At 71.5% G+C, this 25,840-nt stretch carries 17 protein-coding genes; 5 read left to right on the forward strand and 12 right to left on the reverse strand.

Going from position 1 to position 25,840, the window contains the following annotated elements; translation table 11 throughout:
• The first annotated feature begins 20 nt into the window (after positions 1-20).
• A complete protein-coding gene (locus ACZ69M_RS05235) occupies positions 21-1,034 on the forward strand; it encodes a Gfo/Idh/MocA family protein (RefSeq protein WP_470046769.1) in 1,014 nt (337 codons plus the stop codon).
• Here the strand turns inward: ACZ69M_RS05235 and ACZ69M_RS05240 are convergent, their stop codons facing one another.
• Positions 1,035-3,056 carry a phosphocholine-specific phospholipase C gene (locus ACZ69M_RS05240; RefSeq protein ID WP_470046771.1) on the reverse strand — a complete coding sequence of 674 codons (2,022 nt, stop codon included), beginning with the start codon at positions 3,054-3,056 and terminating at the stop codon, positions 1,035-1,037.
• A 446-nt stretch (positions 3,057-3,502) separates the two neighbouring features.
• Between ACZ69M_RS05240 and ACZ69M_RS05245 the strand changes: the two genes are divergently transcribed.
• Entirely contained in the window at positions 3,503-4,933 is a 1,431-nt protein-coding gene (locus tag ACZ69M_RS05245) for a PP2C family protein-serine/threonine phosphatase (RefSeq protein ID WP_470046773.1), read from the forward strand.
• A 62-nt stretch (positions 4,934-4,995) separates the two neighbouring features.
• Here the strand turns inward: ACZ69M_RS05245 and ACZ69M_RS05250 are convergent, their stop codons facing one another.
• Positions 4,996-6,498, reverse strand: coding sequence for a DNA-binding protein NsdB (locus ACZ69M_RS05250; RefSeq protein ID WP_470046775.1), 1,503 nt, complete (start codon positions 6,496-6,498; stop codon positions 4,996-4,998).
• A 233-nt stretch (positions 6,499-6,731) separates the two neighbouring features.
• Here ACZ69M_RS05250 and ACZ69M_RS05255 point away from each other — a divergent pair, with 233 nt between their 5' ends.
• A complete protein-coding gene (locus ACZ69M_RS05255) occupies positions 6,732-7,877 on the forward strand; it encodes an aminoglycoside phosphotransferase family protein (protein ID WP_075025831.1) in 1,146 nt (381 codons plus the stop codon).
• A 326-nt stretch (positions 7,878-8,203) separates the two neighbouring features.
• On the forward strand, positions 8,204-10,195 hold the full coding sequence (locus ACZ69M_RS05260; protein WP_470046778.1) for an N-acetylmuramoyl-L-alanine amidase: 1,992 nt from the start codon (positions 8,204-8,206) through the stop codon (positions 10,193-10,195).
• Positions 10,196-10,327: 132 nt separating this feature from the next.
• On the opposite strand, the gene ACZ69M_RS05265 is transcribed toward ACZ69M_RS05260, so the two are convergent.
• Both ACZ69M_RS05265 and ACZ69M_RS05270 read right to left on the reverse strand, forming a co-directional pair.
• Positions 10,328-11,332, reverse strand: a complete 1,005-nt coding sequence (locus tag ACZ69M_RS05265; RefSeq protein ID WP_470046780.1) for a helix-turn-helix domain-containing protein — start codon at positions 11,330-11,332, stop codon at positions 10,328-10,330.
• 126 nt (positions 11,333-11,458) lie between these two features.
• The gene (locus ACZ69M_RS05270; protein WP_470046782.1) at positions 11,459-15,271 is read right to left on the reverse strand and encodes a S8 family serine peptidase; all 3,813 of its coding nucleotides are present in this window, start codon (positions 15,269-15,271) and stop codon (positions 11,459-11,461) included.
• A gap of 257 nt (positions 15,272-15,528) precedes the next feature.
• Between ACZ69M_RS05270 and ACZ69M_RS05275 the strand changes: the two genes are divergently transcribed.
• The gene (locus tag ACZ69M_RS05275; RefSeq protein ID WP_470046784.1) at positions 15,529-16,548 is read left to right on the forward strand and encodes an LLM class flavin-dependent oxidoreductase; all 1,020 of its coding nucleotides are present in this window, start codon (positions 15,529-15,531) and stop codon (positions 16,546-16,548) included.
• 16 nt (positions 16,549-16,564) lie between these two features.
• Here ACZ69M_RS05275 and ACZ69M_RS05280 read toward each other — a convergent pair whose 3' ends face one another.
• The 8 genes from ACZ69M_RS05280 to ACZ69M_RS05315 all read right to left on the reverse strand — a co-directional run bounded on the left by ACZ69M_RS05280 (position 16,565) and on the right by ACZ69M_RS05315 (position 25,718).
• Positions 16,565-17,062: a hypothetical protein gene (locus ACZ69M_RS05280; RefSeq protein ID WP_054232928.1), complete on the reverse strand. Its 498-nt coding sequence runs from the start codon at positions 17,060-17,062 to the stop codon at positions 16,565-16,567.
• A gap of 355 nt (positions 17,063-17,417) precedes the next feature.
• Positions 17,418-20,309 carry an ATP-binding protein gene (locus ACZ69M_RS05285; protein ID WP_470047530.1) on the reverse strand — a complete coding sequence of 964 codons (2,892 nt, stop codon included), beginning with the start codon at positions 20,307-20,309 and terminating at the stop codon, positions 17,418-17,420.
• 151 nt (positions 20,310-20,460) lie between these two features.
• Positions 20,461-21,075: a CGNR zinc finger domain-containing protein gene (locus ACZ69M_RS05290; protein WP_470046786.1), complete on the reverse strand. Its 615-nt coding sequence runs from the start codon at positions 21,073-21,075 to the stop codon at positions 20,461-20,463.
• 246 nt (positions 21,076-21,321) lie between these two features.
• Complete coding sequence (locus tag ACZ69M_RS05295) at positions 21,322-21,564, reverse strand: DUF397 domain-containing protein (protein WP_075025824.1); 243 nt, start codon at positions 21,562-21,564, stop codon at positions 21,322-21,324.
• Positions 21,565-21,647: 83 nt separating this feature from the next.
• Entirely contained in the window at positions 21,648-22,814 is a 1,167-nt protein-coding gene (locus ACZ69M_RS05300; RefSeq protein ID WP_351700017.1) for a thiolase domain-containing protein, read from the reverse strand.
• The gene (locus ACZ69M_RS05305) at positions 22,811-23,866 is read right to left on the reverse strand and encodes a thiolase domain-containing protein (protein ID WP_470046789.1); all 1,056 of its coding nucleotides are present in this window, start codon (positions 23,864-23,866) and stop codon (positions 22,811-22,813) included. The genes ACZ69M_RS05300 and ACZ69M_RS05305 overlap by 4 nt, the downstream gene beginning before the upstream one ends.
• Complete coding sequence (locus ACZ69M_RS05310) at positions 23,867-24,808, reverse strand: Zn-ribbon domain-containing OB-fold protein (protein ID WP_470046791.1); 942 nt, start codon at positions 24,806-24,808, stop codon at positions 23,867-23,869.
• A gap of 109 nt (positions 24,809-24,917) precedes the next feature.
• A complete protein-coding gene (locus ACZ69M_RS05315) occupies positions 24,918-25,718 on the reverse strand; it encodes a crotonase/enoyl-CoA hydratase family protein (RefSeq protein WP_470046793.1) in 801 nt (266 codons plus the stop codon).
• Positions 25,719-25,840 lie beyond the last annotated feature (122 nt).

Below are 25,840 nucleotides of genomic sequence, written 5' to 3' on the forward strand. Positions count from 1 at the left end.
TCTGCCGGAGAGGTGAGCGCGTGAGTGAGCTGTTGGGTGTCGCGGTCCTGGGTGCGGGTCACATGGGGGCCGACCACGTACGGCGGATCGATCGGGTGGTCAACGGCGCCCGGGTCGCGGCGGTGGCCGATCCCGACACCGGGCGCGCCAAGGACGCCGTCACCGGCATCGACGGTGTCTCGGTGCACACCGAGGTGGCGGCGGCCCTCGACGCGCCCGGTGTACAGGCGGTGTTGATCGCCTCCCCCGGGCCCGCGCACGAGGAGGCGCTGCTCGCGGCCTTCGAGCGCGGTCTGCCGGTGCTGTGCGAGAAGCCGATGGTGCCGGAGTCGGCCGGGGCACTGCGGGTGGTGGAGGCGGAGGCACGGCTCGGCCGGAGGCTGGTGCAGGTCGGGTTCATGCGCCGGTACGACGCCGAGTACCAGCGCCTGAAGTCCCTGCTGGACAGTCGGCGGCTGGGGCGTCCGCTGATGCTGCACTGCACGCACCGCAATGTGTCCTCCCCGCCCGGCTTCACCTCGGCGATGCTGGTCAACAGCTCCGTCTCGCACGAGATCGACGTGGCACGCTGGCTGCTCGACCAGGAGCTCACCGCCGTGACCGTGCTGCGCCCTCGGCCGTCCGCGGGTGCCCCCGAGGGTCTTGTCGACCCCCAGTTCGTGGTGTTCGAGACGGCCGAAGGCGCCCTCGTCGACGTCGAGGTCTTCGTCAACTCCGGCTTCGGCTACCAGGTGCGCTGCGAAGCGGTCTGCGAGTCCGGGAGCGCACGGATCGGGGACGAGCACACCATGGTGGTGACGACGGCGGGCGGTGCCCGCGAGGGGGTGGCACAGGACTACCTCGTACGGTTCGCCGACGCCTACGACCGCGAGGTGCAGGCCTGGGTGGACGCCACCCGGCAGGGGAAGGTGACCGGGCCCGGCGCGTGGGACGGGTACGCGGCCTCGGCCGTCGCCGAGGCCGGGGTCCGGGCGCTGGAGAGCGGCGCCCGGGTGACCGTCGAACTCGCCCCGCGCCCGGACCTCTACGCGTGATCAGCCGCTGACGCTCGCCGTGCCCGTCTCGATGTGCCCGGTGAACCGGCGCGACCAGCTCGCATCGGAGTCGACGGTGATCGTGAAGTCGTACCAGCCGTTCTGGTACGCGACGGCGTTGAAGAAGTCCTCGGCCGAACCGCCCGCGGCGACGGTGTACGTCCACGGCCCGTCGCCGCGGTACTGGTTCGAGGTGATCGTGAACTTCACCGGGGCGGCCGAGGAGTTGGTCATCTTGAAGTAGAGGGCGGTCCTGCCGGTGCCGGGTTCGGTGGCGTAACGCGTGCTCACCTCGGCCGACTTGCCCGCCTGGGTCGCGTCGCCCTTGAAGCGGCGCAGGAAGCGGTTGGGGCCGGCCATGGTGAAGTCGTACTTGCCGTTGCCGAACCCCGAGCCGATGTTGAAGGAGTCGGAGGCGGTGGCGCCGGCGTCGACGGTGTACTGCCAGGGGGTGGTGTCGCGGTAGGCGTTCGGGTGGATCGACAGGTGCGCGGCCCTGCCGGCCGGGGTGCCCTGGTTGGCCATCGCGAACCAGGCGAGGATCTTGCCGCTCGTCCCGAACTCCAGATGGTCCAGGTAACCGTTCGGCTGGTAGGGCAGGGCGCGGGCGGGCCGGGTGCCGGGCTCCTGGGCGGGCAGGGCATTGGTGGTCGGCACCGGGTTGGGCAGGGGGCCGCAGGTGGCGATGCCGAGCACGCTCGTGGCGGGCAGCGGGACCGTCCCGTAGGCCGGGTTGCCGAAGTCGAAGACTCCGGTGAGGTCGCCGGTGACCTTGCGACGCCAGGCACTGATGTTGGCGCAGGCGGCGGGCTTGCCGAGCGCCGTCGTCCACGTCTCCAGGAAGCGCAGGACGGAGGTGTGGTCGAAGACCTCCGAGGAAACCCAGCCACCGCGCGTCCAGGGCGAGATGACGAGCATCGGGACGCGGAAGCCGAGACCGTACGGGACGCCGTTGAGAAACTCCCCCGCCGTGTTCGCGGGCGGGGCCGGGGGCGGCACGTGGTCGAAGAAACCGTCGTTCTCGTCGTAGTTGAGGAACAGGACGGTGGAGTCGAAGACGTCCGGGTCGGCCGCGAGGGCCTTGTACACCAGGTCGACGAAGTGGGCGCCGTCCCCGGGCGGGGCGTAGGGGTGCTCGGAGAAGGCCTGGTTGGCGACCACCCAGGAGACCTGGGGCAGGGTGCCCGCGAGGACGTCGGCCTTGATGGCGGCGGCTATGTCGTCGGGGGTGGAGCCGGTGACCTTCGGCACGGAGGCCATGCCGCGGTCGTACAGCGGGTCGCCCGCCTTGGCGGAGGCGAACTTCTTGAAGTAGGCGCAGCCGTTGTCGCCGTAGTTGTCCTGCGCGTTCTGGTAGACCTTCCAGGTCACTCCGGCCGTCTGGAGCGCCTCGGCGTAGTTCTGCCAGGTCAGTCCGGACTCGTCGCCGCCGTCGTAGCTGGAGCCGTCGACCTTGCCGCTCCACAGATAGGTGCGGTTGGGGCCGGTCGCGCTGAGTGCGGAGCAGAAGTAGGCGTCGCAGATCGTGTAGTTGTCGGCGAGCGCGTAGTGGAAGGGGATGTCGGAGCGGTCGAGGTAGCCGAGCGAGCGGACGTTGCCGACGCCGGAGACCCAGGTGTCGAGGCGTCCCTTGTTCCAGGCGGAGTGCTGCGAGGACCAGGAGTGCGGGAGGTCGCCGTTGCACTGTGCGAGGGTCTCGCCGTCCTTGCCGCCCGCGGCGGGCGTGGAGCTGAGCTTCCACGGGTACTGCCGTCCCGCGCCGTTCGGCTGGTTGAAGACGGAGTACCCGCCGGACAGGGTGATGCCACTGCGGTCGTCGAAGCCACGGACGCCCTTGAGGCGGCCGAAGTAGTGGTCGAAGCTGCGGTTCTCCTGCATGAGGACGACGACGTGCCGTACGTCCGAGATGGTGCCGGTCGTCGCGCCGGCGGCCGCCGCCGGGCGCGAGCCGACGCCCAGCGCGGCGCCCGCCGCCATGGATGTGCCGAGTCCCACGAAGCCTCTACGGCTGATCGGTGTCATTCGCCCGCCCCCTCGTCACCGGAGTGCCCCTGCGGCACACCGCGCGCCAGCGTGCACGCGGCAATCGCCAAGGGTCATACCGATGCGGTGAGGGACGAATGAACAGCGGCCGAACGCCGTCGCCTTGCGTCCGTTCACGGTGAACGCGGGCACCTCGTTCCCCGGCATGGACGCGCGGCGTACATATGACCGTCGAACAAAGAAATGAAGGCGGGTCCCGGCCACCCCTGGAACCCCTCAAGTCACGTACGCTTTCTACGACTTGGGCGCGCGACCCGTGTACCGAACCCAGGCCGGTCGACCCGTCCGTCTGGACTGCGGCATATGCCAGAAGCACCACCGGATCGTGTGTTGCCAAATCCCTTACAGGGCGTCGCGGGCTGTGCAACAGTCGTAACGGTCCTTCCGCCCAGCCCTGGTCGTACCGTCCCCCCTCGGAGTGCGTCATGCCGTCCCATCTCTCTGCGGACCGCCCAGCCGCCCAGCCGCCCCCGCGCGGCTCGGTCGACGCGCTCATTTCGCAGACGCGACGGCTGCGCGGCGAGATGGACGCCGTACGGCGGGACGCTCCCATCGACGGCACGGACCCCCAAGGACGCTGGCAGCGGGCGCTGTGCGATCTGGCGGTGCATCAACTCGACGACCTCGACGAGCACTTGGCGCAGCTGCGGGACGGACCCCCGCCGGTGCCCGCTGAGCCGGCCCGCGCGCCCGCCGCACCGGCCGTGTCGGCCGCGCCCCGGCGCGGCTCGCTGCTCAGCCGGGTGGGCAGTGCCGAGTGGAACCTGCTCACGGACGAGGCCAGTTGGTCCGGAGAGCTCTACGACATCCTGGGCCGCGACCCCGCCGCTCCCCCGCTCACCCTCGACGAACTGCCGTCGCTGATGCTCGACGAGGACCGGCCGATGCTGACCGCGATGGTCACCGACTGCCTCATCGACGCGAAACCCATCGACGGCGAGTTCCGCATCGTGCGCCCCGACGGCGGGGTACGGACCGTGCACATGATGGGCGAGCCCGTGCTCGACACCGACGGCAGCACCGCCGCGATGTGGGCCGTGCTGCGCGACGTCAGCGAACTGCGCCGCAGCCAGCGGACGGTGAGCGAGAGCCGTGAGTCGCTTCAGCTGCACCGGCACCACGCCCAGAGCGAGCGCAGGCTCGCGGTCCAGCTGCAGGAGGCCGTGCTGCCGCCCTGGCGCGGCTCCCTGCGGTTCCCGCAGCGGGGCCCCGAGGCCCTGGACCTCGCCGCCCGCCATCTGCCCTCCTCGAACAGCGCGCTGATCGGCGGCGACTGGTACGACGCGATGGAACTGCCCGACGGAGCGACGCTGTTGAGTGTCGGTGACCTCACCGGACAGGGTGTCACCGTCGCCTCGGGCATGGCGATGCTGCTCGGCGCGCTGCGCGGCATGGCCGTCGCGGGCACCCGGCCCGGGCAGCTCATGTCCTGGCTCAACCAGTTGCTCGACGCCTCGGTGCAGCCGTCGCTCGGCAGCGCCGTCTGCTGCCGCTACCGGCCCGAGACCCGCACCCTCATCTGGGCACAGGCAGGACACCCCGCCCCGCTGCTGTTCCGCAACGGGACGGGGCGCATGCTGGCAGCGCCGGACGGCGTGCTGCTCGGGGCGACCTCGGGGGCCGTCTACGGGCAGGCCGAAGAGAACCTCGAAGACGGCGACCTGCTGCTCCTGCACACCGATGGACTGGTCCCCGGGCACTATGGAGCGCAAGCCGTCCAGAGGCTGCTCGACCTGGCCCCGCGCTTCCGCGGAGCCCGCACGGCCCAGGACTGCGTACGGACGGTTGTCGAGGAATTCGGCGAGAGTGAGCGCGAGGACGACGCCTGCGTGCTCATCGCCAGGATCGGCTCATAGACCTCGCCTGGACCGGCCCACAGACCGACCTGGAACCCTTTCTGTGCACAGGCAAGGCGTACTCATGCCTGTGTGGTGGTGCCCCCGCGCTTCGGCCTGAGCGAGCCCTTGGGGAGGGCGAGTTGGATCTCCTCACGCAGTTCGTGGATCTTCGGGTAGCCGGAGTACTCGGCGGTGAGCCGGTACATCTCGCGCAGTCGGTCCCAGGTGCGGTGGGAGGAGTTCGCCCCCATCGACACCAGGGCCAGCCGGGCATAGCGGTCCGCCTGCTCGGGGTCGTCCGCGATGAAACACGCCGAGGCCAGCGACAGCCAGTCGAAGATCTGTGACCGCTGCCGCCCGTTCTCCCGCAGATGCAACGCTTCCTTGGCGTGGCGCTGCGCCGTGGTCGCCGCGGCCGGATCGTGCTCCGCGAGCGTCCGGTAGGCCAGGGCCTGCATGCCGTGCATGTCCGCCTCGTCGAACATCTGCATCCAGCTCGGCGGTGGCACATCACCCTTGTCGGAGACGAAGAGGTCCTCCGCCTCCCCCAGGGTGCGCCGCATGGCCTGGCCCTTGCCCATCGACGCCTGAGCCCAGGCCTCGATCGTGAAGAGCATGGCGCGGGTGCGCGGCAACATCTCGGAACCCGAGCCCGACTTGGCGAGCTTCATCAGGTCCAGGGCGTCGTCGGGCCGGCCCAGGTGCACCATCTGACGGGCGGCGCGGGAGAGCGCCTCCCCGGCGCGCGGCCGGTCGCCGCCTTCTCTGGCCGCGTGCGCGGCGATGACGAAGTACTTCTGGGCCGTGGGCTCCAGGCCGACGTCGTGCGACATCCAGCCCGCGAGGACGGCGAGATTGGCGGCGACGCCCCACAGGCGGCGCTGCAGATGGTCAGGGTGTCGGTAGGAGAGCATGCCTCCCACTTCGTTGAGCTGGCCCACCACGGCCTTGCGTTGCAACCCGCCGCCGCGGGCCGCGTCCCAGGCCCGGAACACCTCGACCGAGCGCTCCAGTTCCTCGATCTCCTGCGACCCGATGGGGGCGGCCTCGTAACGGTCGAACCCAGCGGGGTCGGCGTGCAGGGGATTGTCGACTACAGGGGCGTCGGCCATGAGGGCCGGATCGGTGTGGAGCCAGTCGTGCATGGCACTGCTGAGTGCGGATCCCGCGGCGAGCGCGGCACCCGCGCCCACCAAGCCGCGTCGGTTGAGCATGAGGTCCATTCCCGTGAATTCGGTGAGGACCGCAGCGGTTCGCTCGGGCGCCCACGGCACACCGTCGGGATGTTCCACATTCCCGCCGCCCGGCCGTTTCCCCACACGCCCGTGCCGCACCAGACCGAGGTCCTCGATGGTCACGACACGGCCGAGACGCTCGGTGAAAAGAGCCGCCAGCACTCGCGGAACCGGATCACGCGGGATCTCTCCCATGTCGATCCAACGCCGCACCCGTGAGGTGTCGGTCGCCAGCTGAGGGTGACCCATGGCCGCCGCCTGCTTGTTGACCAGCCTCGCGAGTTCGCCCTTGGACCAGCCGGCCAGGCCGAACAGATCCGACAGACGAGTGTTGGGTTGTCCGTTCACGTCAAGCCCCCAGGTTCTCGGCTGAGTTGACAGTAACCCTCTGTCAGTTGCTGAGCGACTATTCGCCAGGGTTCGCCAGGGTGCGCCAGATGGTCTGCCACTGGGCATCCGGTGTCAGGTAGGAAAGCGCCACCCCGACCCGGTTGCCGAGGGACATTCCCCCAGGGTGTACCAGGGCGGCCGGGGCGGGTAGCGCAGCAACTTGCAGGCACACGAAGGGATCTGTTTCGCCCATGTACACAGCATCGTCCTCCGTGTCCGCTCCGCCCCGGTCGCTTCACCCCCGCCCGGTGGCGGCGGGCAGCGGCCCCTACCTCGACCCCGCTCGACCGGCGGCCCCCGTGCTCGGCGCCGGCAGGACGCGGCGCGTTCCGGGGCTCGGCACCCAACCGCTCAGCGGGAGAATCGACTTGTCCGGCCCCCAGGGCGCGCAGCTGCGCACGGCGATCGCGTCGGTGCACCGGATCTGTCCGGAGTTCGCTCCGGTCCAGGTACTGCGCCGCAGCGGGCGCTCCGTGCTCCTCGTCGGCACGACGGGGCGCAGCACGGCGGTCGCCAAGTGTTTACTGGACCACTCCTCGATCTGGGCGGAGCGGATCAGGCACGAAATAGCGGCATACCGATCGTTCGTGCGGCATCGGCCGCCGGTCCGGGTGCCCCGGCTGATCGCGGCGGACCCGGACAACTGCACCCTCGTGATCGAGCGGATGCCGGGGCGGGTGGCCGCGCTGCAGCGGCACCCCGCGGAGGCGCCGCCCCGCGCGGACATCCGGGCGGCACTGGGTGCGATCTGCCGCCTGAACGCGTGGCGGCCGCCGGCGGGGACGTTCGACGCCCCGCTGGACTACGCGGAGCGGATCTCCCGTTTCCATGAGCTGGGTCTGCTCACGGACCGGGACATGGGCGACCTGCAGAAGCTGGTGCACGGCATCGCGCACTCGGCGGGCCGTCAGGGCATGGGCCAGTTCTGTCACGGGGACGCGTTGCTGTCGAACATCCTGCTCTCACCGGCCGGTCCAGTGCTGGTGGACTGGGAGCACGCGGGCTGGTACCTGCCGGGCTACGACCTGGCGACGCTGTGGGCGGTCCTCGGTGACGCTCCGGTGGCGCGCCGCCAGATCAGTCAGCTCGCGCAGTCCGCCGGTCCCGCGGCGCGCGACGCCTTCCTGGTGAACCTGATGCTCGTACTGACCAGGGAGATCCGTACGTACGAGACGGCCGTGCAGCGTTCGATGCACGACGCGACCCCGGCGGCACCGGGACCGGCCCATCCGGGTGCTGCGCCGTCCGGCGAGGAACAGCGGCTGCTGCTGCGGCGGCTGCACGACGACTGCCAGATGGCCCGTCGGGCCGTTCGAGCGGCGGTCGGCACTCGCTGACGGGGACGAAGGCCCGCGGTGCGCCTGAACGGCGGCGCACCGCGGGCCTTCGACATGCGGGGGCACTGCCGGGGGCGCCGATGTACGGCGAGCGGCGCTTCCCGCCGGTATCCCTTCCGGGGCATGTTCACCCGTTCGCGCCACCGGTCCACTCCACTGACGCCTTGCAGGCCGTCCCGCCGCCGCCACGAAAACCTGTTCGTCCCTCGCTGACATGGGAAACGGCCTGCTCCTGGGCATGATTGACGGATCGTCGGAGAGCCGATACGACTGACCCACGTTCGGCCCGCACGCCCCACCGCGCTCGACCGTCCCAGGAGGCTGCATTGCGAGGATCCTTCACCGACCCCGAGGCCACCGCCGGGCACAGACGCGCGCGCCGTACCGCGGGCGCCGTCGCCTCGGCGGCGATGTTGCTGCCGCTGCTCGGCGCGGCACCGTCGAACAGCACCGCGCAGACGTCCTCCGCCGGACTCCAGCGGGCCTTCGCGGGCGCCGCCGCCGAGTACCACGTGCCGCTGAGCGTCCTGCTGGGCGTCTCCTACCTCCAGTCCCGCTGGGACGCGCACGCCGGCGCGCCGAGCGTCAGCGGCGGCTACGGCCCCATGCACCTCACCGACGCGCGGACGGCGATCGCGGAGGCACCGCACCACAGTGAGGGCACGGAGGACGCCCGCGGCGACAGCTCGCGTGCGGCCCTGCTGCCCACCACCGAGGTGCCGCAGAACTCCCAACTCCCGGCTCGGCTCAAGACGTTGACGAAGGCGGCCCGGCTCACCGGCCTGCCCGAGGAGCGGTTGCGCACGGACGCCGCGGCGAACGTGGCGGGCGGGGCCGCGCTCCTGGCCGCCGCGCAGAAGGACCTCGGCGAGCCGCTGAGCGACGACGCGGCCGACTGGTACGGCGCGGTGGCGCGCTTCTCCGGCGCGGACGACACCGCGACCGCGGCGACGTACGCCAATGACGTCTACGGAGTGATCCGCGAGGGCGAGGAGCGCACCACGGACGCCGGTCAGCAGGTCGCGCTCGCCGCCCGGCCCGGACTGCGCCCCGACACCGCGCAGCTGCGGCGGGCCGGGCTGCGTACCGTCTCCGCCAAGGACACTCAGTGCCCGACCACCGTGTCCTGCGAGTGGATTCCGGCCCCGTACGCGCAGTTCGGCGACGGTGACTACGGCAACCACGACCTCGGTGACCGGCCCACGTCGCAGAGCATCAAGTACATCGTCATCCATGACACGGAGGGCAGCTGGGACGGCGTTCTGAAGCTGGTCCAGGACCCGACCTATGTGTCCTGGAACTACACCCTGCGCTCGACCGACGGTCACATCGCCCAGCATGTGAAGGCGAAGGACGTGGCCTGGCACGCGGGCAACTGGTACATCAACGCCAAGTCGATCGGCCTGGAGCACGAGGGGTTCCTCGCCTCGCCGGACGCCTGGTACACGGAGGAGATGTACCGGGCCTCGGCGCGGCTGGTGACCTACCTCGCCGAGAAGTACCGCGTGCCGCTGGACCGGCAGCACATCCTGGGCCACGACAATGTGCCGGGCCCGACCACGTCGACCATCCCCGGCATGCACACGGACCCGGGCCCCTACTGGGACTGGCAGCACTACTTCACGCTGCTCGGCCACCCCTTCCAGGGGGCGACGAAGGCGAAGACGAGGACGAGTGGCGGTCTGGTCACCGTCCTGCCTGACTTCGCGGAGAACCAGCCCCGGTACACGGGCTGTGTCACCAGCGGCGAGCCCTGCGCGGCGCACGGTTCCAGCGAGGTGCGGCTGTACTCCCGGCCGGACGAGACCTCGCCCCTGATCAAGGACATCGGGCTGCGTCCCAAGGGCGACGACTCGACGATCGACGTGAACGACGTGGGTTCACGGGTCTCCACCGGACAGCGGTACGCGGTCGCGGACCGTGACGGCGACTGGACGGCGATCTGGTACCTGGGCCAGAAGGCCTGGTTCAAGAACCCGCAGAGCCGGCCGACTGCGGTGAACGCCTCGGGTCAGGTCGTGACCCCCAAGGCCGGCGTCACGGAGATCCCCGTGTACGGACGTGCCTATCCGGAGGCGGCGGCGTACCCCGCGGGTGTGCCCGTCCAGGCCGTCTCGCCGCTGCCGTACAAGATCCTGGCAGGCCAGAAGTACGTGGTCGGTGACAAGGTGCCGGGCGAGTACTTCTACGCGCCGACGTTCGACACGGCCCCGCACAGGGTCGTGATCGGCAAGGACATGTACTACGAGATCCAGTTCGGCCACCGGGTGGCGTTCGTGCGGGCGGCGGACGTGAACCTGACGCGCTCGCACGCATAGGTGCCGGGGGCGGGGGCCGGGCCGCGGACAGCTCCCCGGCCCCCGGCTCCCGTACCGTCCTTACTCCGACCGGTCGAGCTGGTGTGCCGGCACCCCGGAGGTCAGATCTCCCGGGTGCCGGGCCCGTCTCCGCTACACCCAGTCCCGGCGAGCGGCCTGCCAGGCCAGTTGCATACGGGTGGCCGCGCCGGCGAACGTCATCAGTTGCTGGATATGACGTTGGACCGTGCGCCTGCTCAGGCCCAGTTGCGAAGCGATCGCCTTGTCCGTGACGCCTGCGACGAGCAGGGAGAGCAGCCGTCGGTCCGTGGTGGAGAGGGAGTCGGCGCCGGATGTCCCGTCGGTGCCGCTGACCGTTCCGGTGTCATCGACGTGCAGGGGTACGGCGTCGTCCCAGTAGCGTTCGAAGAGTGCGATGAGCGCGGCGAGGAGGCTGCTGTCGCGCACCAGGGCCGCGGTGGGTTCCTCGGGGCTGCCGTGCGGACCACCGGGTACGAGGGGGCAGATGGCGATGGCGCGGTCGGCCACGGCGAGCCTCAGGGGCAGATGGGGTACCGCGCGGGCGACTTCACCCGCCCGTACGCCCTCGATAACGTTGTCCACGGCTCCCTCGTCGTCGAAGAACGCCTTCTCGTAGAGGACCCGATAGCGCACCCCGCGGGCCAGGGCGTCGAACTCCGCCTCGTTGCTGCCCGACGGCATGGCGACGTACTGGGCCTTGCAGAACCACAGCATCTCGTCCTGGGTGTCCGCCTGGATGCGGCGGAGGTGCTGGCGCAGCGCGTCCGCCCCGGTGATCACCTCGATGAGCTCGCCGGCGTCGCGCCGGCGCATGGTGTCCCGGTAGGTCGCCAGCAGGGCGGTGGCCGTGGCGCGGGCCTGGTCGAGGGCGTCGGCGTTGCGTTTGAGCCGGGGCATGAGGGCCACATCGGGTGGCGTGGCCCGGTAGAGCCGTGGTGATCCGTCGGTGTGACTGGCCAGTCCCCTGGCCGTGAGCGCCTCGAGGGTCTGTGCGGCGCCCGCGGTGGTGGCACCCGAGCGCATCGCGAATTCGCGCGCCGAGGCGTTGCTCATCGTCACCAGGATCCGGTAGGCGGCCTCCTCGGCATCGGTGACCCCGGCGGCTTCCAGCGTCACGGCGCTCTCCTTGGTCCCACCCCGTCCAACCGTTGAACACCGTACTGCATCCGTGTGGACGGGCGGCGGGTGCACGGCCGCGTCGCTCCGCCGTGCACCCGCCGTGCGCACTGTGCGCAGCCGTGTCTACCCCCGTTGCAGGTAGGCGCGTTGCACCGTCTGCCGGACACTGTCGCCGAGCCGGTCCCGCGCCGTGACCCGCAGGGTCACATACGCGACGCCGTGGCCGGAGGGCCTGGTGACGGTGGCCCGGAAGGCGTTGTGCCCGCGGTCCTGGACCGCCGCACCGCCCCAGTGCCTGCCGTCGTCGTAGGACACCTCCACGCGCAGGGACACGCCACGCGGGGCGGGCTGCCCGTCCTGGGCGCGGACGGCCAGGCCGATGGTGTGCGTCCGCCCGGCTCCCACCGCGTTGTGCGCATCGACCGGTACGTCGTAGTCGAGTTGCAGCAGGGACAGCGGCGTCGCCGTGGCCGTGGTCGCGGAGCGGAAGGACCAGGAGGTGTCCGTGCGGGCGGCGAACGCCCACTCGTCGTCCACGCGCGAGGTCGTCAGGTCCAGCCGGTAGTCGGCCGCGCCCGGGGAGACCTCGAAATCGGTCCAGGCGCTGCCGGCGTCGGCGACCTTCACGCCGTCGCGGTAGAGCGCCGCGGCTGCCGTGTCACCGCCCGGCGCGTCGGCCGCCGTGGCCAGTCCGCCCACCCCGCCGCCGTCACCGGCGAGCAGCCGTGACCAGTGACCCGCCGTGGAGTCGGTGAACTCCGGGATGCGCAGGGCCAGTACGTCTCCGGTCCGTACCGAGGGCGTCGTGGTGCCCCGGGGGATCGAGGGGCGCACCACCGCCCCCTGCCAGCGCTCGTCGAGGTGCTCGCCGGGCCGGTAGGTTCGGGGCGCGTCGACCATGCCCACGGCCAGCGGCATATCGACGTCGAACGTGGTCGTGTGATGCACCCGGTGGAGCCAGGTCGTGCCGTTCGCGCTGACGTACTCGGTGCGGACGAAGCCCGTCGGCACGTAGCGGGTGTACTGCAGCCAGGCGGTGTCCTGGTAGGGGCGCCGGGCGAACCGCTGTTCACTGGCCCAGGGCGCTCCTCCGTTGTCGGCGTATGTGGTCCGCAGCACCGCGCTGTTGCGCTCGGAGACCGTGTACACGACCTGCCGGGGTATCTGTTGGGACGACGTCTGCATGACGTCGTAAAGGTACGGGCTCTTCGCCGTTCCGGTGAACCTGACGGTGGTGGCCGGGTGCTTCTTCAACCGGTCGAGCAGGGCGGCGCCCGCCGCCTTGCCGATGCGGACGGTCGGCACGGCGGTGCGTTCGCCGTCGGGGCTCCAGCGCGTCCAGGCGATGTCGGAGAAGTGGGTCATCAGCAGTCCGCGTACGCCCGCCGCGGCCGCCTGCCGGGTCAACTCCCGCTCGTCGGTGCCCTCTTCGTTGCGGACGATCGCGAGTTTGCCGCGGGCACGGCTGAAGTCGGGCTCGGCGAAGGTGCCCGCGTCCACGGCTCTCAAGGTGGTGCCGCCGGCGTCGAACAGCGGTGAACTCGGCATGTAGTACGCGTCGAGAGCGCGGTCGCTGCCCGACACCTTCGCCTGGATCAGCGGGGCGACCAGTTGCCAGCGCGAGGCGAACTCGAAGGTGCCGTCGGTGACGGCCGCGGTGGGGCTGACGTAGAGCCGCTTGGCCAGGTCGAAGTACATCGTGCCCTGGAGGAGGCTGTGTCCGTCGATCTGCCGGTAGGTCTGGTAGTCGAGGATGCCGCGCTGTTCGGCGGGCCGCGGCGTGCGGATGTCGACCTTGGTGGTCTTGCGCGCGTCCAGGGTGACGGCCGTGTCCTTGGTGACCTTCACCTCCGGCAGGACGACGTGGCGCAGTTCCTGTCCGTCGTCGGCCGTGTCCAGGCTGGAGTAGTCGAGTTGATAGGTCCCTTCCTCGACTTCGGCGACGGCGGGCTCGGTGCTGACGTAGTCGACGAATCCGTCCGTGCCCCAGATGGTGGGCAGTGCCTGGACGCGGTTGCCGTCGTGGTCGTAGGTGGTGACGGTGAGCTTGTGGGTGGGGCCGTGCACCACGACGCTCACCGTGGTGTGGACCTTGACCGCGCCGTCGGTCGTGGTGGCGGTGACATAGCCGTAGTAGTCGCCCCGGCCGGCCCGGGAGGGGTCCACCGTCAGCGGCACGTCCGCGGTGGCACCGGCGGCGATGCGCACCAGGTCGGAGCCGAGTCGCAGCGCACCGGTCGTGAGTTCCCGGCCGCCGGTGGTGGCGAGGTGGGCGGCGAGCGCGAGGGTGACGTCCTTGTCCGAGGTGTTGGTGTAGCGGACTGTGGCCGTGCGCGGGACGCCGTTGTCGCCGCCGGTCCCATAGGGTCCAAGGGCCACACTCCCGGTGGCGGTGACCGGTCCGAGCGCCGCCGCGGCCACGTCGACGCGGCCGCCGCCCTCCTCGGTCACCTGCTGTCCCCCGACGGTGTGCGCCGTGCTGATGAGCGCGTCCTTGAGCCGCTGTCCGCTCCAGGCCGGATGCGCCTGGGCGAGCAGGGCGGCGGCGCCCGCCACATGCGGGGTGGCCATCGACGTACCGGAAGCAGCCACGTAGTACTGGTCCACCGGTTCGCCCATGGTGGTGCCCGCCGCGCGGGCCGCGACGATGCCCACGCCCGGCGCGGTGACATCGGGCTTGACCGCGCGGTCGCCGTGGCGCGGACCGCGGCTGGAGAACGGGGCGAGTGAGTCGTCGCGGTCCACCGCGCCCACGGTCAGTGCGGCGTCCGCGGCGCCGGGCGAACCGACGGTTCCCGCGCCCTGCTCTCCGCTGTTGCCGGCCGCGACCACGAACAGGGCGCCACTGGTGCTGCTGAGTTCGTCGACGGCGAGGCTCATCGGGTCGGTGCCGTCGCTCACTTCGTCCGAGCCCAGGCTCATGTTGACGACCCTGGCGCCCTCGGCGGCGGCCCACTCCATGCCGTCGATGACCTGCGACTCGGTTCCGTAGCCCTCGTCCCCGAGAACCTTGCCGATCAGCAGGTCGGCGCCCGGTGCCACCCCCTTGCGGGTGCCGCCGGACGCGGCACCGGTCCCGCCGACCGTGGAGGCGACGTGGGTGCCATGGCCGAAGACGTCACCGGTCCCGGAGCTGCCCGAGAAGTCCTTCGCCTGGCTGATGCGTCCGGCCAGGTCCGGATGGGTCCGGTCGACACCCGTGTCGAGTACCGCGACCTTGACGGACGTGCCGTCGTACCCGGCCTTCCAGACCGCCGGGGCGTTGATCTGTCCGGTGCTGCGGTCGAGGGTGGCGTCCACCCGGCCGTCCAGCCAGATCTTCGGCGTGGCGGCCACGCCCGCGGCGCTCACCCTGTTCGGGGCGGGGGCGAGTTGTCTCCAGAACCGGTCCAGGTCGTCGTCGGGGATCCGGACCGCCTGCGCGTCGATGCTGTCCAGTGTGCGGGCGGGCGCGTCGTCCTCGGTCAGCGTGGTGAGCCTGCTCACCGCGGAGGCGGGGACACCGTCCGGCCTGCCGATGATCAGGGGGAGCGTGTCGGTGTGCGCCGCGTCGTACTTCTGTTTGATGAGTGCGCTGACGTTGAACAGCTGCCGGTCCAGGCGCCCGGCGGAGACCAGGTCCTGGGCGTCGGAGGGCAGCACCGTCAGATCGCCGTCCTGTTCGACGGTACGGAACAGGATGCCGCGCCTGCCGCTGCCGGGCTCGACGGCGGCGATCCGCTTGCCGTCACCGTCCGTCGTGACGGTCACGCGGTCGCCGGTGATCAGCCGCACGGTGGCGCTGCCGCCGGGCGAGCCTCCCGCCGAGGCAGCCGTGGCTGCCGTTGCCGTCCCGGCCGTACTGGACACACCAGCCGCGCCGGCCGCCGATGGCATGCCGCCGGCGGTCAGCGCCAGGCCGGCCGATATCACCGCCGCGAGGCGGATGCGTCTCATCTGATCAGCACCTTTCCGTGCATGGTTGTGCGCGTGCGGAGATCTTCATTCGGGTGCTGCACAGAATCCGCTGCCGCCGGACGCGATGTCACCGTTTCCCGGTGGCGCGGATGGGACATGTCGCAACCGCGCCACCCCGCGGACTCGGTGGACGTCGGGGCGGGAGCGCGGAAACCGCCCGCCACCTCGGGCATAGTCGCCGTGGCGCTGACGTTCGACTGTTCAACGGAGATCGTCGCGAACGTTGGAGGAGCCTCGTGCCACTGCCCTCACGCCCCTTGCGGAAGCTGGGCTTCTTGACCATCGGGCTGTTCGACGAGGCCGATCCGCGGCGTGGTCACGAATCGACGCTGGAGATCATCGAGCTCGGTGAGCGGCTCGGATTCGACAGCGCGTGGGTGCGCCACCGTCATCTCCAGTACGGGATCTCCTCTCCCGTGGCCGTGCTGGCGGCGGCCTCGCAGCGCACCAGCCGGATCGAGCTGGGGACGGCGGTCATCCCCGTGGGGTGGGAGAACCCGCTGCGGTTGGCCGAGGACCTCGCCACGGTCGACATCCTGTCCGGGGGCCGCCTGAACCCTGGCGTCAGCGTCGGCCCGCCGATGCACTACGACCAGGTCAAGCAGGCTCTCTACCCGGGCACCGGCGACGTCGAGGACTTCAGTTACGCCCGCGTGGAACGACTGCTGGACTTCGTGCGGGGCAAGTCGGCGACCGACTTCAGTGGCGTCGAGGGCTTCGAGGTGTTCTCCGACCGCGTCCAGCCGCACGCCACGGGTCTGGGCCGGCGTATGTGGTACGGGGGTGGCAGCCTGCGCTCCGCGCAGTGGGCGGGCGAGCACGGGATGAACCTGCTGACCAGCAGTGTCGTCAAGGCGGAGGAGTCCGAGGACTTCGCCGACATCCAGCGGTCGCACATCCGGACGTTCCGCGCCCACCACCCCGAGGGCGATCGTGCCCGGGTCTCCCAGGGCCTTGTCGTCATCCCCACCGACAGCGCCTCACCCGAGCAGCGCGAGAAGTACGAGGAGTACGCCCTGAAGCGCACTCCTCGCACCGCGACCCCGCAGGGCCCGGCCCGGATGATGTTCGCGCCCGATCTCGTCGGCACCTCCGAGGAGATAGCCGAACGGCTGTACGCCCACGCCGCGTTCCGGGAGGTCGACGAGGTCGCGTTCGCGCTGCCGTTCACCTTCGGGCATGAGGACTACGTGCAGATCCTCGGCGACATCGCCACCCGGCTCGGTCCGGCACTCGGGTGGCAGCCGGCCGCCTGAACGCGGCGCCGGGGCCTCAGCCCTGCTGGAAGAGCTCCGGGGGCAGCGGCTTGAGCAGGGCGTACAGGTCGTCGGTGATGGGACGGTCCCAGGCGGCGATGGTCACCAGCACGTTGTCGCTGCGGTCGAACTGCACGCAGGAGATGCGGGTCTCGGAGAGCTTGAGACGGCGCACGATGAGGAGACCGTCACCCTGCATCACCGGGATGTCCTCGGTCCCGGTGACGGTGACCTCCTCGTCGTTCTCCAGCGCCAGCAGCAGCTGGGCCACCTCGAAGGGGATCTCGTCCTCGGCGACCTCTCGGGCCGGGGAGCCCTCGGGCAGATTGCCGATGATCATCGCGGGGCCACGGCCGCCGAACAGGTCGTAGCGCAGGAAGACACCCTGGCAGCTGCCGTCGGGGGCGGGCAGCAGACCGGCACCGAGATTGCCCGGCCAGTCACCCGGATCCATGGCCAGAACGTCGAAGTCGGGCCCGGCGGGCGTGGCGCTGCGGCGGCGGAGGAAGGACATGCCGCAATGGTACGTGCCCGGGCGCGAACCGGACCTCGGGGGCGTCCCCCGCGCGTGGCCGCCGGACCCCGCTGTGCATGGCCGCCGGACCCGGCTGCGCGTGGTTGCCGGACCCGGTTGCAGAGGGTCGCCAGACCCGGTTGCAGAGGGTGGCCAGACCCGGTTGCAGAGGGTGGCCAAACCCGGTTGCCGATGGTCGCCAAACCCGGTTGCCGATGGTCGCCAAACCCGGTTGCAGAGGGTGGCCAGACCCGGTTGCCGATGGTCGCCAAACCCGGTTGCCGAGGGTGGCCGGACCCGGTTGCCGAAGGTGGCCGGACCGGTTGTGGAGGGTGGGCGAACCGGTCCCGCATGGCTACCGGACCGATTGCTGGCCCAGCGCCGCCGCCAGGCCCGTACGGTCCGTGCCCACCTTCCGGTAGACCGCCGAGAGCAGACGGACGACGGCCGGCTCCTCGGTCCCCAGTTCCTCGGCGACCTCCGTCGTGGTGCGGCCCCGGGCGGTGAGCGCGGCGGCCGCGCGTTCACGGGCGGTGAGGGTGTCCGTCTCGGTGCTGTGCAGGCGGCGCGGGCGCAGTCCGGCGGCGGCCAGTTCGGCGCGGGCCTCGTCGCCGAGACCGTCGGCGCCGCACTGCATGGCCGCGTCCAGCCCCCGGTACAGGTGTTCGGCGGCTTCCTTGGGAGAGCCCGAGCGGCGCAGTTCGGTGCCCAGGGCGACCAGCGCGCAGGCCAGTTCGTAGGCGGCCGGGGAGCGCTCCAGATGGCTGACGGACTCTTCGAGGAGCTTGACGCGGGTCGCGCCGGAGGAGACGTCGGCGGCGGCCCGCAGCGCCTGTCCGACGGCCGAGGGAGCGCCGAACTGGCGGGCGCGGTGCACCGCTTCGAGTGCCGTGGCGGCGGCGCGTTCCGGCGCGTCGTGCCGTTCGGCGCGGGCGAGGTGGAGCTGCCAGGGGCACCAGGAGGGGTTGCGCATGCCGCGCGGGTCCAGGCGGCGTCCGGCCGCTTCGAGCTCGGCGGCGGCTTCCTTGGTGAGGCCGCGGGCGAGCAGCAGTTCGCCGTGCACGGTCTGGACGTCGGGGAAGGTGACGGCGGCCGGGAAGGGCGCGCCGAACGCGTGGTCCTCGCCGATCTGGGCGGCCTCGGTGACGCGACCGCGGGCGAGCAGGATCTCGATGATGACGCCGACGGCGTACCAGTGGACAGGGGTTCCCGCGCCGACGCGTTCGGCGAGCCTGAGGCCCGCGCGGGCGAAGTCCTCGGCCTCGGCGAGTCGGCCGCGGCGGTAGCGGACGTATCCGAGGAGGGTGTAGCCGAAGGAGAGGTGGGCGCCGTGCCAGCCCTGGGACTCGAAGTCGGCGATCCCGGCGGCGAACAGTTCCTCGGTGCGGCCCGGGCGGTCGGCGTACATGAAGGTGAGCGCGACCAGGACGGGCACCTCGAAGCCGCGGTCGGCCTCGGCCCAGCGGATCCCTCCGGCGAGGGCCCGTTCGGCGTGGTGGAGCGCGACGTGGGCGGGCTCGCCGCGCAGGGTGGCGTCCCAGGCGCGCAGGCCGATGACATAGCGCTCGGTGAGGTCGCGGCCGGTGAGCCGGTCGGCGAGGCGGGCCAGGCGGCGGGAGCGGGCCGGGGAGTCGGGTTCGTCGGCGCGGAAGGCGTCCCACATGAACTGTTCGGACTGCATGCGCAGCCGCACCCGGGCGTCGCCGGTCACGCGGATCTCACGGGCCAGTGTCTCGGAGGCCTCGGCGAGCCGGTCGCTGTGGGCGAGGACCTGGGACAGCCGGTAGACGATGTTGTGGCGCAGCTCCGGGTCGGTGATGGGTTCTTCCAGGGCGGCCCGGAGGTGGTTGACGGTGGTCGCCGGTTCGGTGAGCAGGGAGGCGCAGCCCAGTTCGTGGAGGACCGCGGCCCGTTCCTTGAGGGGCGGCGGTTCGCTCAGGGCGCGGGCGAGGTAGCGGCGGGCGGTGTCGGGGGCTCCGGCGCGCTGGGTCTCGCGGGCGGCAGCGCGCAGCTGCTGGACGACCCAGTTGTCGCCCTCGGGGTGGGTCTCCATGAGGTGGCGGGCGGCGGCGGAGGGGCCGAGCCCTTCGTTGATGACGCACCAGGCGGCCTGGCCGTGCAGGGCCACGCGGACGGCGCCGGGGATGGCGCGGTAGACGGCGGTGGCGATGAGGGGGTGGACGAACTCCAGGGTGTCGGCGCCGGCGAGGATACGGGCGCCGCGCAGGGCGTCCGCGGCGTCGGCGGCCTCCTCGGAGCCGAGGCCGGCTACGGCTGCGGCCAGGGTCGGCGGGATCTCGGTGCCGAGGACGGCGCAGGCCCAGGCGAAGCGCACGGTGGAGGCGCCGAGGCGCTCGAGGCGGGCGATCAGGCCGCTGCCCTTGACGGCGGCGGCGAGGTCGCGCAGCAGGTGCGCCCCCTCCTCGGTCGGGACCAGCCCGCGGTCGCGGACCTTGGCGGTCAGCTCCACCGCCTCGAAGGGGTTGCCCGCGGTGACCGCCCAGCACTCGCGGCAGAACACGTCGTCGGCCTGGGTGCCGAGGTCCTCGCGGACGAGTCCGGCGACGGCGGCGGCGCTGAGCGGTTCGAGGTCGAGGGGGCGCTGGCCCGCGCGTCCGGGCAGTCCCCTGAACGCCTCTGCGTGGTCGGGGAGTTCGTCGGGCCGGTAGGCGACGGCGAGCAGCAGCGGAAGTTCCTCGACGCGCGGCGCGAAGGCGGCGAGCCAGCTCAGCGACTCGGGGTCGGCCCAGTGCGCGTCGTCGAGGACGAGCACCATCGGGGCGCGCTGCACCGCGAGGTGGGTGAGCACCCAGTCGAGGCCGTCGCGCAAACCCTGCTGGTCGGGCGGGGCTCCCTCGGACGGGGCGCACAGGCCGAGCGCGGGGCCGACGATCGCGTACCAACTCCCCAGCTGGGCGCGGAGTTCCGCCTCCGCGATCCCGGCGAGCTGCGGTTGCAGGAGCTGGCGGGCGACGTGGAAGGCGACGCCCTGTTCCTGGTCGCCGCCGCGCGCGGACAGGATGGTGCAGCCCTGGGCCGCGGCGCGCCGCCGTACCTCGGCGAGGAGCGTGGTCTTGCCGATTCCGGCACGTCCGGCGAAGGCGAGGAGCGCGCCGCGGGGCCGCTCGGATGCTTCGGTTCCGTCCTCGCGCAGGCCGGTGAGCTCGTTCAACGCCTCGTCGGCCGCGGCGAGTTCACCCTCCCGTTCGAAGAGAGTCCTTCTGCTGCGTACAGCGCGCTGTCCCATGATCCACCCCCTGGCCACGGTGGTGCGGTCCACGCGGGGAGCGGATGCGTACCGTGACCTCCAGGGACCTCAGAGTACGCTCGTAACGCCTCGTGGGGAGCCCTTCCGCCGCTACCGGTGCGGGCTTCGGCCGACCGACCGGAATCTTCGGTCAATCCCCTACGGCCTGCGCGGATTTCCTGTGCCGTTCGTGATGGCGGGCGACACGTGCACGGTTCCCGCACGAGGGTTTGCACCACTCCTGTCGCGGGTGTTCCTTGATGAAGTAGCGCACGCAGCGCGGCGCGTGGCAGGCGTGCAGCCGCGACCGGTCCGGGCTCGCGAGGAAGGCGAGGGCGGCGCGGGCGAGCAGGGCCGGGAGGGGTGCGGTGCCGCCCACGGCTTGTCGGCGTACGACGGGTTCGGCGCCGTCGTCCCAGGTGAGGACGGGGACGGTCGGCGCGAGGGCGGCGGCTGCGTTCAGGCAGCGCACGGCCTGCGGTACGGGCAGCAGCCGGGCGGCGTCGGCCGGGCTGGGGTCGCCGGGGCGCACGGCGCGGGCGAACAGGGCGCGGACCGCGGCACGCAGGTCGCGTACGGCGGCGAGCGCGGCGGCGTCGGCGATGAAGCCGTCGGCTCCGGGCAGCAGGTCGGCGTGCCCGCGCACCCAGGTGGTGAGTCCACCGGGTTCCGTCAGGTCGTCGGCCACTGCGCCATGTCCGTCGTGCCGGATGGTGAGGGCGAGGTCGAGGGCGAGCCGGGTGTCCGCGTCGATCGAGTCCGCCATGGCGTTAATGATAGGTACCCGTGCACCCATGAGCCGCTCGGAGCCGCCGTGCCATTCAGCCGCTCGGGGCCGCCACACCGTTCAGCCGCTCCGGGCCGCCGTGCCGTTCACGGATCGCCGGCCCCCGAGAGGAAGCCTCGTCCTGGGGCCGGACCCCGGCTCGGGCACCGGCCCCTGGACGGGACCCACGTCGCGTATCGCCTCCTCGTACGGGGCGTCGGCTCGTCGTCTCGACGTCAGGTCGGCTCAGGTCAGGTCGAACTCTCCCTCGCGGGCGCCCGACACGAACGCGCCCCACTCGGCCGGTGTGAAGATCAAGGAAGGGCTCGCGGGGCGGCCACTGTTGCGCATCGCGATGAAACCCTCGACAAAAGCGATCTGGACGTCTCCCCGCCCTTGGCTGCTGGACTGCCATTCGGCGTTGCTGAGGTCCAGCTCAGGCTTGTCCCACCCCGCCAGCGGGTGCTGCTCGATGGTGCTCTCGGCCACGTCCGTGCTCCTCCCGGTTCGTCGTCCGCCGCCAGCCTAGCGATCGGTTACGGCGGCGGACAGGCCACGTGAGGGGGACGCTTTCAGGAGGTGGGCGGCTCGGCCCCGACCAGCCACATCGAGAAGAACTGGGATCCCCCTCCATAGGCGTGTCCCAGCACCCTGCGAGCCCCTTCCACCTGGTGTTCTCCCGCCTGACCGCGCACCTGAAGTGCCGCTTCGGCGAAGCGGATCATGCCGGAAGCGCCGATCGGATTGGTGGAGAGGACGCCGCCCGACATGTTGACGGGCAGGTCCCCGTCAAGCTCCGTCACACCGGATTCGGTGAGCTTCCAGCCCTCGCCCTCCTCGGCGAAACCGAGGTTCTCCAGCCACATGGGCTCGTACCAGGAGAAGGGCACGTACATCTCCACGGCGTCGATGTCACGGCGCGGGTCCGCGATGCCCGCCTGCCGGTACACATCGGCCGCGCAGTCCTTGCCCGCCTGCGGCGACACACAGTCCTTGCCCGCGAACAGGGTCGGCTCGCTGCGCATCGCGCCGCCGTGCAGCCAGGCGGGCGGCCTCGGCGAGCGGGCCGCCCCCGCCCGGTCGGTGAGGATCATCGCGCAGGCGCCGTCCGAGGACGGGCAGGTCTCCGAGTAGCGGATCGGGTCCCACAGCATGGGCGAGGCCTGCACCTTCTCCAGCGTGATGTCGTGCTCGTGGAGATGGGCGTACGGGTTCTTCAGCGCGTTGCGCCGGTCCTTGTACGCGACCAGCGAGCCGACGGTGTCGGGCGCGCCCGTGCGCCGCATGTACGCCCGTACGTGCGGGGCGAAGAAGCCGCCCGCCCCGGCCAGCAGCGGCTGTTGGAAGGGGATGGGCAGGGACAGGCCCCACATGGCGTTCGACTCGGACTGCTTCTCGTAGGCCAGGGTCAGGACGGTGCCGTGGACGCGGCCCGCGATCAGGTTGGTGGCGACCAGGGCCGTGGAACCGCCTACGGAACCCGCCGTGTGCACCCGCAGCATCGGCTTGCCGACCGCGCCGAGCGCGTCGGCGAGGTACAGCTCGGGCATCATGACGCCTTCGAAGAAGTCGGGCGCCTTGCCGATGACCACGGCGTCGATGTCGGCCCACGTCAACTCGGCGTCGGCGAGCGCCCGCCCGGCGGCCTCGCGGACGAGTCCCGCCAGGGACACGTCCCGTCGGGCCGCCACGTGCTTGGTCTGGCCGATGCCTACGACGGCCACGGGCTCCTTGCTCATCGCGGATCCCCTTCGAGTACGGCGACCAGGTTCTGTTGGAGGCAGGGCCCGGAGGTGGCGTGGGCGAGCGCACGGTCGGACTCGCCCCGGTGGACGCGGGCGGCGGCCTCACCGATGCGGATGAGCCCGGCGGCCATGACCGGGTTGGCGGCGAGGGCGCCGCCCGACGGGTTGACACGCACCTCCTCGCCGAGCCGCAGCGCCTTGCGCAGAACCACCTCCTGGGAGGTGAACGGGGCGTGCAACTCGGCGGTGTCGACGGGCCGTTCGAAGGCTCCGGCCCGCTCCGCGGCGAGGCGGGTCGACGGCGAGTCCGTCAGGTCGCGCACGCCGAGGCCGTGCGCCTCGATGCGGTGGTCGATGCCCCGGATCCAGGCGGGCCGCTCGCACAGCTCGCGAGCCCGCTCCCCCGCCGCGAGGATCACGGCGGCGGCACCGTCGCCGACGGGCGGACAGTCTCCGACGCGCAGGGGCCGTACGAGGTACTCACCCTGGGCCACCGAACCCCGCAGCTGAGCATGGGAGTTGGTGGCAGCCGACGCGCGGCTGCGGGCCGCCACCCCCGCCAGCGCGGGCTCGTCGGTCTCGCCGGCGTCGATGAGCGCCTGCGCCTGGAGGGCCGCGAGGGCGACGGAGTCGGGCCACAGGGGCGCGACGCAGTACGGGTCGAGCTGCCGGGTCAGAACGTCCCGTACGGATCCGGGTGAGGACTTCCCGTACCCGTACACCAGCGCGGTGTCGGCGTCCCCGGTGAGCAGTTTCGTCCACGCCTCGTACAGCGCCCAGGCCCCGTCCATCTCCACGTGCGACTCGGAGATCGGCGGCCAGGCGCCCACCCCGTCGAGGGCCATGGTGAAGGAGAAGGCGCGGCCCGCCAGGTAGTCGCTCGAACCGGAGCAGGTGAAACCGATGTTGCTGGTCTTCAGCCCGGTCTGGTCGAGGACGGCGTGCAGGACCGGGATGAGCATCTCCACCTCGGAGAGCTCGTCGGTGGTGCGCAGATGGTCGCTCTGCGCGAAGGCGACGACGGCGATGTCCCTGATGGGCGGCATCTACAACAGCTCCTTGTACGTGTCGTACTCGGCGTCCGGTTCGCCGGTGGGCCGGTAGTGGTCGGGATAGCGGCCGCCCTCCGTCCACACCGGCTCCACCCGCAGCCCCATGCGCACCTGGTCGTAGGGGATGCCGCCGATCCGGCCGTGCAACGCGAGGTCGGCGCCGTCGAGGGCGATGTGCGCGTAGACGTACGGCACCTCGATGTCGAGGTTCCTGGCCTTGATGTTGACGATGCAGTACGTGGTCACGGTGCCGCGCGGGCCCACCTCCACCTGCTCCGACGTGACGACACCGCAGGTGGGGCACGCGCCCCTGGGCGGGACGTACACCTTGCGGCAGGACGGGCAGCGCTCGCCCACGGTGCGCCGGGAGGAGAGGCTGTTGATGTAGGCGGACTGGGCGCGGCCGGGCGAGTAGACGTAGTCGAGGCGCGCGGGAGCGACGATGCCGGTGACCATGTCCTCGAACCGCCCGTCGTGGCCCGCGACATGCGGGCGGTCTCCGTCGTACGGCTCGAAGCAGGCGATGTCGGTGATGGCGCCGGTACGCTGCGCCGCCCAGCGGACCCGCACGCGCATACCGGTGCGTACCGCCTCGGGGCCCGGCGCGTCCAGGGCGTGCAGGAGGGCGGTGTCCGCGCCGTCGAGCCGGACCAGGATCCAGGCGAAGGGGGTGTCGAGGGGTTGGCCCCGACGGGGTTCGTGGTTCCAGGCCCAGGTGGTGACGGTGCCGGTGGGGGCGACCTCGACGAGTTCGCCCAGGTCCTCGGCGGTGACGGGGTCGTACTCGACGGGCGGGACGAGCGTCCGGCCGTCGGCGGTCTTCACACCCAGGACGACACGCTCACGCAGCCCGGTGAGAAACGCGCTCTGGACGGGGCCGAGCGAACGGGTGAAGGGGAACTCGACGACGAGGGGGGCTTTGAGGACTTCGGGCATCCCGGTTGTCTCCTTAGGGGAGGGGGATCGTGCGCGTCACGACTCCGTCGGGGGGGGAGGGCGAGGATCACGCCCGTCCCGGCCCCGCGCACCGTCACGACCCCGGACGTCACGCGCGCCGATAGACGGGTGGGCGTTTCTCGGTGAAGGCTCGGGAGCCCTCCTTCGCGTCGGCGGTGTCGAAGATCGGCCAGCCGCGGGTCAGCTCGGCCGCGAGGCCCTCCGTCTCCGTCATCTCGGCGGTCTCGTACACGGACGCCTTCACCGCCTCGACGGCCAGCGGACCGCAGGCGTTGATCAGTTCGGCGATCTCGAGGGCCTTTTGCCGCGCCGTCCCGTCGGGCACGACGTGTCCGACCAGGCCGATCCCGGCGGCCTCACGGGCCGAGTACGGACGCCCCGTCAGGAGCATCTCCAGGGCGTGCGTGCGTGGGATCTGGCGTTGCAGGCGGACCGTGGAGCCGCCGATGGGGAACAGCCCGCGCTTGACCTCGAAGAGCCCGAAGGTCGCCGACTCCCCCGCGACCCGGATGTCGGTGCCCTGGAGGATCTCGGTACCGCCCGCGACACAGTGGCCCTCGACGGCGGCGATCACCGGTTTGCGGGGGCGGTGGTGGCGCAGCATCGCCTTCCAGTGCAGATCGGGGTCGGCCTTCAGCCGGTCCCGGTACTGCTGGCCCTCCATGCCCTGCCCCGCCAGCGCCTTGAGGTCCATGCCGGCGCAGAAGGCGTCCCCCGCGCCGGTGAGCACGATCGAGCGGATCGCGTCGTCCTCGTCGGCCTCGATCCAGCCGTCGTACAGACCGACGAGCATCGGCAGCGAGAGCGCGTTCCTGGCCTCGGGCCTGTTGAGCGTGAGTACCAGTGTGGCGCCTTCGCGCTGCACGGTGAGGTGTTCCGTACCACCCATTGCCGTCCTCCCGTCAGACAGGCTCTCTGGAACGAGAACAGGTTGCAGGAGGCGCGGGACCAGTACAAGAGTTTTCTGACAGACAGTCAGATTTCTTCTGCGCGGGCCCTTCCCAGTTGTGG

The sequence above is a fragment of the Streptomyces sp. NPDC107454 genome, assembly GCF_055582885.1.